The sequence below is a fragment of the Labrys sp. E2SS-1L genome, assembly GCF_057073705.1.
In genome coordinates, this window is record NZ_CP172712.1 from 4,047,719 (window position 1) to 4,060,122 (window position 12,404).

A 12,404-nucleotide genomic window follows, 5' to 3' on the forward strand; every position below is an offset into this window, starting at 1 on the left:
TTCGCTCGCAAGGCGAGCCGGCCCTCACCTGGCCGGCTCGCCGGCCTTGCGGGTGCCCGAGTTCTTGTCGTCGCGATAGCGGCCGAAAAGCTGGCCGCGCTCGAGTTCCGCCCTCTCCGCCGCGTAGAAGGCCTGCAGGAAGTCCGTCGCCGCATTGGGCTCGAAAGTGCCCTGCCAGCCAATGCGCCGAATGATCTTCTCGGCGATCTCGCGATGGATGCGCCAGGTCTCGGTTCCGCCGGGCCGGCGCAGAATCTCCTCCAGCACCTGCAACTCATAGGCGCCATAAGCCTGCAGCTGCGCCGAGGTGAAGCTGTAGCGGGCCGCAACCTTGGCCGCTCCCTGCGTGAGGTCGAGGGCAAGGGCGCGCTTCGGCAAGGCGATCACCAGCGTGCCGCCGATCAGGTCGCCCGCCCGCAGATGATCCCGGTTGAAGAAGGGCAAGGCGGCGAGCAGCACCACCCACGCCAGCATCGAGAGCGCCTGCCAGGATTCTCCGCTGTTGGAGGCGCCGATCCACATGAAGAAGAGCTGCAGCGGCAGGAAGAACTCGACTTCTCGGGTCAGGTTGCGGGCAACGACGGCCGTCGGGGTCAGGACGCCCCCCCGGCGATCGATCACCTTCAGTCCCGTGGCGCGCTTGCCCGGCGTCGAGCCCTGCCAGGCCAACTCGAAATGGATGAAATAGAGGTTGCGCAGCAGGAAGGAGAGGAAGGAGATCACCGTCACCGCGACATCGCTGCCGCCGCGCAGGAAGGTCGTCGCCAGGGCGATCCAGATCAGGATGGTGGCGCCGAACCAGATGACCAGGTCGATCAGGAAGGCGCCCAGCCTTTCGCCACGGTCGGCGACCTCGACATGGATGGCGACGCCTTCCGGCGTGACGATCTCGCGGGTGCGGCGCTGCCGCCCCTCCAGCAGTTGGGAAACACGGTCACGCGGCGAGGCCATGCTGTGCCCCCTTGAAGCAAAACGCGTTCATGGCTGAACGCCTCCTTGCTCGAACGGTTTTTGTCGACGCGCCTTTGCGATTCTTGGTGAGCCCGTCAAATCGAAAGACGCTTTGCCGCAATAGAGGAAATAGACGCCCCACAGCACCGCGGTGACCGCGGCGAAGGCAAAACGCCAGGAGGTGACGTTGATGAGCTGGCGCAGGCCTCCCTCGATGAAGCCCGCGATGAACAGCATTGCAACCGCACCACAGGCGAGGATGGCGGCCTGCTTGCCATGAATGGAAAGCGCTTCGAGGCGCGAATAGCGGCCAGGGAAAATGATCTTCTCGGCCACGACGAGGCCTGCGGCACCGCACAGGATGAAGGCACCGAGTTCCGTCACGCCGTGAATGGAGAGCCAGCCGATGCAATCGATCAGAAGGCCGCGCTGATAGTGGATGGCCAGGAAGGCGCCGACGATCAGCCCGTTATAGACCAGCAGCAGCAGTGTCGGCACGCCCGCCATGAAACCGACCCCGAAGGAGAGGATGGCGACCATGCTGTTGTTCTGAAACAGGTAATTGGCGAAGACGATGAAGCCTTCCTTGAAGCCGTCCCAGGGCGCGAACAGGACGCTGCGCAGATATTCGGCGCTGGCGCTCGGCCCCCGCCCTCCCGCCAGGCCGTCTGGAACGATGGCATTGAACCATTCGGCCTCGCTGTTCACCAGCACGAACCCGGCGGCGATGCCGAGCGCCATCGCCGCGAAAGCGATCAATATATGCCAGCCTGCCCTGCGCACGGCGTCGGGGAAGCCGTAGCGGAAGAAATGGCCCAGCCCCGCCAGCAGGCTGGTGCGCGGCCCGTAGACGACCAGATAGGCCCGCAGCGTCAGGGCTTCGAGATAGCGCAGCAGATTACGGTCGAGCGCGATGCTGCGGGCGACCGACAGCGAAGACAGCGCCGAGCGATAGAGAAGCGGCATCTTCTGCAGTTCGTCAGCGGAGACTCCGTTGATGCCGCGCTTTTCGACGCGCGTGACCAGGTCTTCGAGTTCCCGCCAGCTTTCCTCGCGCCCCCGCCGAAACTCGGCCGAGCGCAGCACGACGTGAGCCCGAGGCTCGCTGGGCACGCCGATGATCGTCGGCGCTGGTCCGGCAGGACCGGCCACAGGCACGCCCATATCCACGGTCGTCATAGCAGGCCCTCCTGCTTGATTTGGAGATAGCGGTTGAGCAGGGCGACACTGAGCCCGCCGACCGGAACGTCGACGCAATGCACGCCGAGGCGGGCGATGCGCTCCATCACGATCGCCCGTTCGCGTGCGAAATCATGGGCCACCACGGCCTCGGCCACGATGGTGAAATCCTGCGGCTCGGCATTGACCAGCCGCGTGGTCAGCGGATCCTGCAACGTGACGAAGATGACGGCATGGCGGTTGGCCATGCGCTTCAGGCTCTCGATCAACAGTTCCGCCATCACGCTATCGACGAACTCGGTGAACAGCACCACCAGCGCGCGGCGCTTGAGCCGCGCATTCAGTTCGGCCAGGCCGAGGGTGAAGTTAGTCTCCTCGGTGTGATAGGCAAGCTGGGCGGCGGAACGCTGCAGCCGGGCATAATAGGTGCTGCCCCGGCCCGGTTCGAGATAATGGCGGATGGTGGCGTCGAAGCCGAAACTGCCGACGAGGTCGCCGGCCCTCAATCCGGTCCAGCCCAGCATCAGCCCCGCCTCGATGGCGTGGTCGAGCCGCGCCAGGCCGTCGATCGGCTCGAGCATGAGATGACCGGTGTCGTAGGCCAGCACGATCTGGTGGTTGCGCTCGATGCGGAACTCCTTCGACAGGAGCTTGCGATGGCGGGCCGACTGCTTCCAGTCGATCATGCGGGAATCGAGGCCGGGCACATGTTCGCGCAGCGTGTCGAATTCGGTGCCCTCCCCCTTCTGGTTCTGGGTCTTGGTGCCGTAGATGGCGCTCTTGCTCAGCGCCTGGATGGCCGGACCGAAGGACATGCGGGCGGCAGGCAGGATCTCGATCCTGCGATCCAGCCCCTCCCTGAGGCGCCATTCCACCAGCCCCAGCGGCCCTCGCCAGCGCAGCCACAGGGCCTCGAGCGTCACCACCCCGCGCCGCAAGGCGGTGAACGGAATGCCGAGTCTCTCCGGCGCACCGCCGAAATGGCCTACGACCATCGGCGGCGTCTCCAGCGGGCCGTCGAGATCGACCACCGCCTCGATCCTCACCGGGCGTGCCGACCTGGTGCTGCTCAGGGTCACCTCGATCGTCCCCTCATTGCCGACCGGCAGCCGCTTCGGGGCTGTGAGGTCGACCACCAGGCTATGGCGCGGCGGGATCAGCAGCGCGTCGACGGCGATCACCACCAGGGCCAGCAGGCTGAGGTCGAAGGAAAACGGCCACAGGGCCGGGTTCCACACCACCATCAACAAGGCGACGGGAATGCCGAGGCTGAACAGCAGGACGGCACGCGGGGTCGGCCGGATCATCGGGGTGCAGCCGTCTGGTCCAGGATTTCGTTGACGATACGGTCGGGGGTGAGGCCATCGATCTCGGCATTGGGCGCGAGCACGATGCGGTGGCGCAGGATCGGCCGCGCCAGCCGCTTCACATCGTCCGGAATGACGAAATCGCGCCCGTTCAGCGCGGCCAGGGCCCGCACGGAGGCCGCGAGCGCATTGGCGGCGCGGGTCGATCCGCCCGTCTCGATCGCCGGATGCTGGCGGGTGGCGCGCACGACGTCGACGACATAGTCGATGATCTGCGGCGTCAGCACGATCTGTTCGCTGGTGGCTCTGAGATCGGCGAGGACAGCCGGATCGGCCTGGGTCTGGATGCCGAAATCGGAGAGCTTGGGCATGGCCGAGCGGTGCCCGTGCTGGGTGACGATGGCCCTCTCCTCGTCACGGCTGGGATAGGTGACATCGATCTTGAAGAGGAAACGGTCGAGCTGGGCCTCGGGCAAGGGATAGGTCCCCTGCTGCTCGATCGGGTTCTGGGTCGCCACCACCATGAAATCGGCACCGAGGGCATAAGTCTTGCCGTCGATGGTGACCGCCCTTTCGTTCATCGCCTGCAGCAAGGCCGCCTGCGTCTTGGGCGGGGTGCGGTTGATTTCGTCCGCCAGCAGGAGGTCGGTGAAGATCGGCCCCTCGGTCAGAACGAAGGCGTTGGTCTGGAAATTGAAGAGGTTGGTGCCGATCACGTCACCCGGCATCATGTCAGGGGTGAACTGCACGCGGCCGAATTTGAGCGAAAGGGTCGAGGCGAAGGCCTGGGCCAGCAGAGTCTTGCCGGTGCCGGGCACGCCTTCGAGCAGGATATGTCCGCCGCAAAGCAGGCCGGTGAGCATCAGCTCGATGACCTCGTCCTGGCCGACGATGGCCTTGCCGACTTCCTTGCGGATGCCGTCAGCGATATGGGCGACGCGCTGCAGTTCCATCGGAGATCTCTTCCTTCCAATCATGAATATCGCGCGTGGCCTGGAACAGGCCGGTCAGGGACGTGCCCTGCCCCTCCTCCGCGCGGGCGAGAACGACGGAAGCTCTGGTCTCAAGCCCCCGCGACTCGCCGATTTTGTCGAGCCACTCCGCCAGTTTCTCGTCATCGAGCTGGCGGGGTGCGTGAAAAAGCCGGCCGACGTCGCGCAAGGTCGCGCGCACATAGCGGCGCATGACGAAGGCCTGGTGACCAGCCCGATCGAGCAAGGTGGCCGTGTTGGTGATCAGGCGCTCCTTGCCGAGATCGAAGGCTGGCGGCGCCAGGCGCGGCTTGCCGAAACGGCTCGTGGTGGCCCAGGCCAGCAGTGCCGTCGCGGCGAGCACGAGCAGGAGCACGATGACATAGGGGAACTGGAACAGCTTCTTGAAGGGGCTGTCGACATTGTTGACCATGCCGTGGATGGTTTCGTCGAACACCACCTTGCCGTCCCCGAGTTCGGCATCCCGCATGGCGTTCAGAAGCGCAAGGGCGAACTCGGCGTTCCTGCCCTTGATCAGGCCGTGGTTCTCGACGAGATCGGGATCGGCGAGCACCCAGACGCGGCGCTCGCCGTCGAGTTTCTCGCCGATGAGCATGCCTTGGCGGTTGCCGATGATCGGGGTCAGTTCCTCGCTCTTGATGAGCTGGGCACCGTCGTCGAACGATGGGTTCACATTGAGATCGTTGCGGTCCCAGCTCTTGGGCGGATCTCCCCTGGTGACCTCGAGCTTGGGCTCGACCAGCCGCGCAATGCTCGTGACCCAGGGAATGTCCATCGGGGTGGCGGACCGGATCCAGGCGGGTTTGCTCCGGTCGGCCAGCGCCCAGCGCTTGGGCAGCACAAGCAGGACATTGCTTTCGCGTCCCAGGCGAATGATGTCGTCCTTCGACAGGCTCGACGTCGGCTCGGCCATCACCAGCAAGCCGCCTTCGCCGGGAGCGACGGTACCGTTGATGCGGCTGCGCGCGACCGGGATCTCGAAGCGTTGCGCCAGTTCGTAGAACCCGGCATGTCCGATCGCCGAGACCGACCTGGTGGTGGTGCTGAAACCCTGTTCCTCGGATGGACCGTTCAGCATCAACAACATGGACAGGGCGAAGACGGCCGTGGCCCCCGCGATCAGCACGGCAAGGACGGGGCCGGAGAAGGTGGCTTTTTCGCTCATGCCGCCCTCGCCTGCATCGCTTCGGTCAGGACCTCGTAGCTCTGCCGGCAAGCGGTGTAGTCCCGCTCCTCGGCGGGGGTTTCGCCGAAATAAACGGGCTCGACCCGACCGATGATGTCGGCCAGCGCCTGCTTGCCACGATCGGGCAGCGACAAGGCTCGCAGAATTTCGCGGCTGGTCAGCGAATCCGCGAAGCTGACATTGAGCCTTTTTCGTACCTCGATCAGGCTGCGCAGCAGCAAGGCATGCATCGCCTCGGCAAGGCGGCCCTGGCGCGCCAGGTCGTCGGCCTCGATCTGGGCCACCACCATACGTTCGACCGAGGCGGCTTGGGCGGAGACCTCGGTCTCGTCCCTGGCAACCAGCTTGCGCCGCCCGAGCACCGGCAAGCGATCCCGCATCGTCCAGATCGCGAAAATGACACCAGCGGCGATGGCGGCATAGAGCAGGATGCTCAGCAAGGTTCCCAATGAAGGATTCCAGACACGCGGCGCCCGCTCGTCCTGCTTTGGCTCGGTCTTGGGTGTCACCACCTCGCCCTTGTTGCCGGGCAGGTCGGGTTGGAGGCCAAGATCGCGCGCGATGTCCTGGGCCACCGCCTGGGGATCGGAAGCAGCGAATACCGGCATTGCCGGTGCCAATGCGAGGAGAACCGTCAGGCCGGCAACAGCCGGCATGGCCCTTCCCGTCGGATTTTTTCGACCCCGTTCCCGCACCAAACCGCCAATCAGCCCTGCTTCATATCCGCGAACATGGCGTGACGGCCGATCCGGAGCAAGCGCCCAGGGAACACATTCACGTCGCCCCCGTCGAATTCATCCACCAACGGGAGCGCGGCGGTAGGCCGTTGCCGGTGAACGGATCATTCGCGAATCCGTTCCATTTTTGTTCATATGTGCCTTCTACCCTTTTACAAAGCGCATCCGCCGAATCGGTAGGCGGATTCGTTTCTCACCACGCGAGAGCAAGGCATGAATGCGCAGGCAGCCCTTCTTGTCCCCGAGGAGTCAGCTCAATCGCCCGCCGATCTTCTGGCCGGGCTGAACGAGAACCAGCGCCGCGCGGTCGTTCATGGTTCGGGCCAGCCGGCCGGCCCCCTGCTGATCATTGCCGGCGCCGGATCGGGCAAGACCAACACGCTGGCCCACCGGGTCGCCCATCTCATCGCCGAAGGAGCCGATCCCAGGCGCATTCTTCTCCTGACCTTCTCACGTCGGGCGGCTTCCGAGATGATCAGGCGGGTCGAACGGATCACCGCCAAGGTCATGGGGGCAAAGGGGGCGACTCTGAGCGAAGGGCTGGCCTGGGCCGGCACCTTCCACGCGATCGGCGCCCGCCTCCTGCGCGAATACGCCTACCAGATCGGCCTCGACCCCTCCTTCACCATTCACGACCGGGAGGATTCGGCCGACCTGATCAATCTGGTGCGCCACGAACTCGGCTTCTCCAAGACGGAGAACCGCTTCCCGAACAAGGGCACGTGCCTGGCCATCTATTCCCGGGTGGTCAACGCGCAGGACGAACTCGAAAACGTGCTGAAGGAGGCCTTTCCCTGGTGCCTGGCCTGGGCAGCGGAACTCCGCAACCTCTTCGCCGCCTATGTCGAGGCCAAGCTCGCCAACAATGTTCTCGACTATGACGACCTGCTGCTGTGGTGGTCGCATATGGTGGCAGAGCCGATGATCGCCGCCGACATTTCGGCCCGTTTCGACCATGTCCTGGTCGACGAGTACCAGGACACCAACCGCCTGCAATCCTCGATCCTCACGGCGCTCAAGCCGGGCGGCCAGGGCGTAACGGTGGTCGGCGACGACGCCCAGTCGATCTATTCCTTCCGCGCCGCCACCGTGCGCAACATCCTCGACTTTCCGGCCCAGTTCTCGCCGGCGGCGGAGATCATCACGCTCGATCGCAACTACCGTTCGACCCAGCCCATCCTAGCGGCGGCCAATGCCGTGATCGCCCTTGCCAGCGAGCGCTTCACCAAGAATTTATGGACGGAGCGGCAATCGAGCGAACGCCCCCAGCTCGTCACCGTGAGGGACGAGGCCGGACAGGCCGATTTCGTTGCCGGCCAGATCCTGGAGAACCGCGAAAGCGGCATGACGCTCAAGCAGCAGGCCGTGCTGTTTCGCGCCTCCCACCACTCCGGCCCGCTCGAGGTCGAACTGACCCGCCGCAACATTCCCTTCGTGAAGTTCGGCGGGCTGAAATTCCTCGATGCCTCCCACGTCAAGGACATGCTGGCCCTGCTGCGCTGGGCGCAGAACCCGCGCGATCGCGTTGCCGGTTTCCGTGTTCTGCAACTGCTGCCGGGCGTCGGCCCCACCTCCGCCGCCAATGTCCTCGATGCCGTCGGCGTCGATGATATTGCCACCCTGCCGGCACCGCCTCGCGCCGGTGCAGACTGGCCGGATTTCGTCGACCTCGCCGCCAGCCTGCACAAGGGACCTGGTGACTGGCCCGGGGAGATCGAACGCGTTCGCCGCTGGTACGAGCCCCATCTCGAGCGCATGCATGAGGATGCGGTGACGCGCCGCGCCGATCTGCTTCAACTCGAGCAGATTGCGGCGGGCTACGAATCCCGCGAGCGTTTCCTCACCGAGCTGACGCTCGACCCGCCGAACGCCACCAGCGACGAAGCCGGCGCGCCCCTGCGGGATGAAGACTACCTCATCCTCTCGACCATCCATTCCGCCAAGGGACAGGAATGGAAGGCCGTCTTCGTGCTCAATACGGTCGACGGTTGCCTGCCGGCGGATCTTGCCGCCGGCACCAAGAACGATCTGGAGGAAGAGCGCCGACTGCTCTATGTCGCGATGACACGGGCACGCGACAGCCTGCATCTCGTGATGCCGCAGCGATTCTTCACCCATGGCCAGCATTCCCAGGGCGACCGGCACGTCTATGCCAACCGCACCCGCTTCATCCCATCCTCGATCCTCGATCGTTTCCAGCAGGTGATGTGGCCGAGGGTGGCAGCCTCCGGCGCCCGGCACCAGAGCAGCATCCACAGCTCGATCGACCTGCGTGATCGCATGCGTGGCATGTGGCGTTGAGACCGGAGCATGAGCGTGCCATGGTCCGCTCATGTGTGGACGGATCATGCAGCGCAGCCCGGACCTGCCGGGCCTTCAGACGGAACCAGGGGCTACGCCGGAAGAGGTCGCTCGTGCCTGGGAATCCCATTTCAATGGCGCACCAGCGCAATATTTCTGGGTGATCCGGCGCAAGCCCCGGTCTGCCGCCTATGTCCACGATCTCCTGCAATGGGGCCTCATACCCAACTGGGTAAAGGATCCCAGCGACTGGCCGAAGCCGATCAATGCCCGTTGCGAGGGCATCCAGACCAAGCCTTCCTTCCGCGATTCCTATAGAGCACGGCGCTGTCTCGTCCCGATCGACCTCTTCTTCGAATGGATGAAGATCCTCGAGCCGGATGGCAAGCCTGTAAAAGGAGCCAAGCAGCCTTACGCCATCGCCATGAAGGATCGCCGTCCCTTCGCCGTCGCCGGCATCTGGGAAAGCTGGATCGACAAGGCATCTGGCGAGATCACGCGCAGCTTCGCCGTCGTCACCTGCCAGGCCAATGCGCTGATGGCAACGATCCATGACCGCATGCCGGTGATCCTGGCCCCGCAGAACCATCGGCGCTGGCTCGACAATATCGAGCCCGATCCCTTCGACCTGATGGTGCCCTTTCCGCCGGAGCTGATGGAGATCTGGCCGATTTCCTCGCGCGTGAACAGCCCGGCGAACAATACGGAAGATGTTGCGGCGGCGGTGTGAGGAGGCTGGGAGCGCGGACTTCCAGTCCGCTCTTTGAAATATCACGCTGACAGAAAGAGAAGAGCGGACTGGAAGTCCGCGCTCCAAAGCCCCCTTGACCTTCCAATGACTGGAAGGTTTACCTATCTAGGCAATGACCTGGAAAGGGATTGCCCCATGTCTCCAACTTTGAGTTCTCCAACTTTGAGCCCCGCAACTATCGACATCGCCATCGAGGGCATGACCTGCGCGTCCTGCGTTCGCCGCGTGGAGAAGGCCATCGCCGCGACGCCCGGCGTCGTGCAGGCCGCCGTCAATCTCGCCACCGAGCGGGCCCAGGTCGCCTTCGAAGGGCCGGTCAATTTGCCGCCCGTGCTGGCCGCCATCGCCAAGGCGGGTTATGGCGCCCATGTCATCGAGGAAGACCATGCGGAAGATCCCGAGCGCACGGCCCGCAAGGCCGAGATCGCCACGCTCCGCCGGGATCTCGCGCTTGCCGCCCTGCTGACCATACCGGTCTTTCTGGTCGAGATGGGCGGACATTTGATACCCGCTCTCCACCATGCCGTTCAGATGAATCTGGGCCGCTGGAACTGGTATGCCCAATTCGTGCTGATCAGCCTCGTCCTGTTCGGCCCGGGACTGCGCTTCTTCGTCAAGGGCATTCCCGCCCTGCTGCGCGGGGCTCCGGACATGAACGCGCTGGTCTCCCTCGGCGCCGGCGCCGCCTGGCTGTTCTCGGTGGTTGCGACCTTCCTGCCCGCGGCCCTGCCGGCGGGAACGGCCTATGTCTATTTTGAGGCCGCCGGCGTGATCGTCACGCTGATCCTGCTCGGCCGCTATCTCGAGGCACGCGCCAAGGGAGAGACCAGCGAGGCGATCCGCAAACTGGCTGGCCTGCAGGCCAAGACGGCCCTGCGGCTGCGCGATGGCTCGGAGACCGAAGTACCGATCGCCGAGCTCCGGCCGGGGGACATCATCCGGGTTCGCCCCGGCGAAAAGATCGCCGTCGACGGTGAGATCGTCGAAGGCTCCTCCTTCGTGGACGAGTCGATGATCTCCGGCGAGGCGATACCGGTTACCAAGGGTGTCGGTGCCGAGGTCATCGGCGGGACCATCAACAAAACAGGCAGCTTCTCTTTTCGGGCGACCAAGGTGGGCTCGCAGACCCTCCTCGCCCAGATCATCCGCATGGTCGAGGCAGCCCAAGGCGCCAAGCTGCCGATTCAGGCGCTGGTCGACAAGGTCACGGCCTGGTTCGTGCCCGCCGTCATCGCCATCGCGACGTTGACCTTCATCGCCTGGCTGCTGTTCGGCCCGAGCCCCGCCCTTACCTTCGCTCTCGTCAATGCGGTTGCCGTGCTGATCATCGCCTGCCCCTGTGCCATGGGCCTGGCTACCCCCACCTCGATCATGGTGGCGACGGGCCGCGCGGCCGAACTCGGCGTGCTGTTCCGGCGTGGCGATGCCCTGCAGAGCCTGCGCGACGTCGAGATCGTCGCCTTCGACAAGACAGGCACCCTCACCCAGGGTGAGCCAGCGGTCACCGACATCGAGACCGCCCCCGGCTTTTCGGAAAATGAGGTTCTCGCTTTGCTGGCCTCGGTGGAGGCGCGTTCGGAGCATCCGCTGGCTACCGCCATCGTCAAGGCCGCCCGCGAGCGCAGCCTCGACATCCCCCCGGCCGCCGCTTTCGAGGCGATCCCGGGGCGCGGCGCTTCTGCCGTCGTCGATGGCCGGAAGGTCGCGATCGGCTCGACCCGCTGGATGGTGGAGCAGGGCATCGATGCCGGAACGCTCACCGCCCGCGCGGAGGTCCTCGGCGAACAGGCCAAGACCCCGCTTTTCGCTGCCGTCGACGGCAGGATCGCCGCCGTCATCGCCGTCGCCGATCCAATCAAGCCCACCGCCAAGGCCGCCGTCGCAGCCCTCAAGGCGCTCGGCCTCGAGGTCGCCATGGTGACGGGTGATACCCGCCGGACGGCGCAAGCGATTGCGGCAAGGCTCGGGATCGAGACCGTCGAGGCCGAAATCCTGCCCGACGGCAAGGCCCAGATCGTGCAGCGGCTTGCGGCAAGAGTTGGCAAGATCGCCTTTGTCGGCGACGGCATCAACGATGCGCCCGCCCTCGCCACTGCCGATGTCGGTATCGCCATCGGCACGGGTACGGACGTCGCCATAGAGAGCGCGGCCGTGGTGCTGATGGCGGGCGATCCCAACGGCGTCGTCCGGGCCATCGGCCTGTCGCGGGCGACCATGCGCAATATCGGCCAGAACCTGTTCTGGGCCTTCGCCTACAACATTGCGCTGATCCCCATTGCCGCCGGCGCCCTCTATGCCGTCAACGGCACCTTGCTCTCGCCGATGCTGGCCGCCGGCGCCATGGCGCTCTCCAGTGTCTTCGTGGTGACCAACGCCCTCAGGCTCAAGGGCTACCAGCCCACAGCTTCAACCATGTCGACGATGGGCGCGCAGGTCTTGAATTCGTCTAATTGATTCAAGGTAATATCGAAGAAAGCTCATCACGATTCGAGAATCGTGATGAGCTCTTCGCAGTGAGGACGAACAGGAAGAACCGTCATGAATATCGGTGAAGCATCCGCCGCCTCCGGCGTTTCGGCCAAGATGATCCGCTACTACGAATCCATCGGACTGATGCCGAGCGCGGCCCGCACCGAAGCGGGGTATCGCGTCTATGCCGACAGCGACATCCACACGCTACGCTTCATCCGGCGCAGTCGCGATCTCGGCTTTTCCGTCGAGCAGATGGAAACCCTGCTCGCCTTGTGGAGCGATCGCAGCCGGGCGAGTGCCGACGTCAAGAGCATCGCTGCGGCCCATATCACCGAACTCGAACGCAAGGCGCGCGAGATCGAGGGGATGGCCAAGACCTTGCGTCACCTCGTCAACAATTGCCACGGCGACAACAGGCCCAATTGCCCGATCCTGGAGGATCTCTCCCATGGCGAGGAGGCCGCGCCCCCCAAGCCCAAGCCGAAACGTCGCCAAGCGTGATGATGCCGACGAGATGAGCTAGCCTCC

General features: G+C 64.8%; 9 protein-coding genes and 1 pseudogene. 4 read left to right on the forward strand and 6 right to left on the reverse strand.

Translation table 11 applies throughout. The features are described from left to right. Nucleotides 1–24: 24 nt before the first annotated feature. From ACIGJE_RS18965 to ACIGJE_RS18990, 6 genes are read right to left on the reverse strand one after another with little or no spacing between them, the layout of a single operon-like run. Nucleotides 25–951 (reverse strand): RDD family protein, encoded by a 927-nt coding sequence (locus tag ACIGJE_RS18965; RefSeq protein WP_367622960.1) that lies wholly within the window; start codon nucleotides 949–951, stop codon nucleotides 25–27. Nucleotides 952–978: 27 nt separating this feature from the next. Then, nucleotides 979–2,130, reverse strand: a complete 1,152-nt coding sequence (locus ACIGJE_RS18970; RefSeq protein WP_415083953.1) for a stage II sporulation protein M — start codon at nucleotides 2,128–2,130, stop codon at nucleotides 979–981. Further along, the gene (locus ACIGJE_RS18975) at nucleotides 2,127–3,437 is read right to left on the reverse strand and encodes a DUF58 domain-containing protein (protein WP_415083955.1); all 1,311 of its coding nucleotides are present in this window, start codon (nucleotides 3,435–3,437) and stop codon (nucleotides 2,127–2,129) included. The genes ACIGJE_RS18970 and ACIGJE_RS18975 overlap by 4 nt, the downstream gene beginning before the upstream one ends. Further along, nucleotides 3,434–4,390 carry an AAA family ATPase gene (locus ACIGJE_RS18980; protein WP_311934914.1) on the reverse strand — a complete coding sequence of 319 codons (957 nt, stop codon included), beginning with the start codon at nucleotides 4,388–4,390 and terminating at the stop codon, nucleotides 3,434–3,436. Before ACIGJE_RS18980 ends, ACIGJE_RS18975 begins: the two co-directional genes overlap by 4 nt. Next, nucleotides 4,359–5,594 (reverse strand): DUF4350 domain-containing protein, encoded by a 1,236-nt coding sequence (locus tag ACIGJE_RS18985; protein WP_440726836.1) that lies wholly within the window; start codon nucleotides 5,592–5,594, stop codon nucleotides 4,359–4,361. The genes ACIGJE_RS18980 and ACIGJE_RS18985 overlap by 32 nt, the downstream gene beginning before the upstream one ends. Next, nucleotides 5,591–6,271, reverse strand: coding sequence for a hypothetical protein (locus ACIGJE_RS18990; RefSeq protein WP_483678420.1), 681 nt, complete (start codon nucleotides 6,269–6,271; stop codon nucleotides 5,591–5,593). The genes ACIGJE_RS18985 and ACIGJE_RS18990 overlap by 4 nt, the downstream gene beginning before the upstream one ends. A gap of 294 nt (nucleotides 6,272–6,565) precedes the next feature. Between ACIGJE_RS18990 and ACIGJE_RS18995 the strand changes: the two genes are divergently transcribed. The 4 genes and pseudogenes from ACIGJE_RS18995 to cueR all read left to right on the forward strand — a co-directional run bounded on the left by ACIGJE_RS18995 (nucleotide 6,566) and on the right by cueR (nucleotide 12,377). Continuing rightward, nucleotides 6,566–8,653, forward strand: coding sequence for an ATP-dependent helicase (locus ACIGJE_RS18995; RefSeq protein ID WP_483678421.1), 2,088 nt, complete (start codon nucleotides 6,566–6,568; stop codon nucleotides 8,651–8,653). 31 nt (nucleotides 8,654–8,684) lie between these two features. After that, the gene (locus ACIGJE_RS19000; protein ID WP_483678423.1) at nucleotides 8,685–9,383 is read left to right on the forward strand and encodes an SOS response-associated peptidase; all 699 of its coding nucleotides are present in this window, start codon (nucleotides 8,685–8,687) and stop codon (nucleotides 9,381–9,383) included. A gap of 195 nt (nucleotides 9,384–9,578) precedes the next feature. Then, nucleotides 9,579–11,858 (forward strand): annotated as a pseudogene (locus ACIGJE_RS19005) (heavy metal translocating P-type ATPase); the annotation flags it as partial. 84 nt (nucleotides 11,859–11,942) lie between these two features. Continuing rightward, complete coding sequence (gene cueR / locus ACIGJE_RS19010) at nucleotides 11,943–12,377, forward strand: Cu(I)-responsive transcriptional regulator (protein ID WP_311934922.1); 435 nt, start codon at nucleotides 11,943–11,945, stop codon at nucleotides 12,375–12,377. The last annotated feature ends 27 nt before the right edge of the window (nucleotides 12,378–12,404 follow it).

Coding starts and splice junctions, on each gene's coding strand:
- ACIGJE_RS18965 (WP_367622960.1), bottom strand. CDS start 951: ATGGCCTCGCCGCGTGACCGTGTTTCCCAACTGCTGGAGGGGCGGCAG.
- ACIGJE_RS18970 (WP_415083953.1), bottom strand. CDS start 2,130: ATGACGACCGTGGATATGGGCGTGCCTGTGGCCGGTCCTGCCGGACCA.
- ACIGJE_RS18975 (WP_415083955.1), bottom strand. CDS start 3,437: ATGATCCGGCCGACCCCGCGTGCCGTCCTGCTGTTCAGCCTCGGCATT.
- ACIGJE_RS18980 (WP_311934914.1), bottom strand. CDS start 4,390: ATGGAACTGCAGCGCGTCGCCCATATCGCTGACGGCATCCGCAAGGAA.
- ACIGJE_RS18985 (WP_440726836.1), bottom strand. CDS start 5,594: ATGAGCGAAAAAGCCACCTTCTCCGGCCCCGTCCTTGCCGTGCTGATC.
- ACIGJE_RS18990 (WP_483678420.1), bottom strand. CDS start 6,271: ATGCCGGCTGTTGCCGGCCTGACGGTTCTCCTCGCATTGGCACCGGCA.
- ACIGJE_RS18995 (WP_483678421.1), top strand. CDS start 6,566: ATGAATGCGCAGGCAGCCCTTCTTGTCCCCGAGGAGTCAGCTCAATCG.
- ACIGJE_RS19000 (WP_483678423.1), top strand. CDS start 8,685: ATGTGTGGACGGATCATGCAGCGCAGCCCGGACCTGCCGGGCCTTCAG.
- cueR (WP_311934922.1), top strand. CDS start 11,943: ATGAATATCGGTGAAGCATCCGCCGCCTCCGGCGTTTCGGCCAAGATG.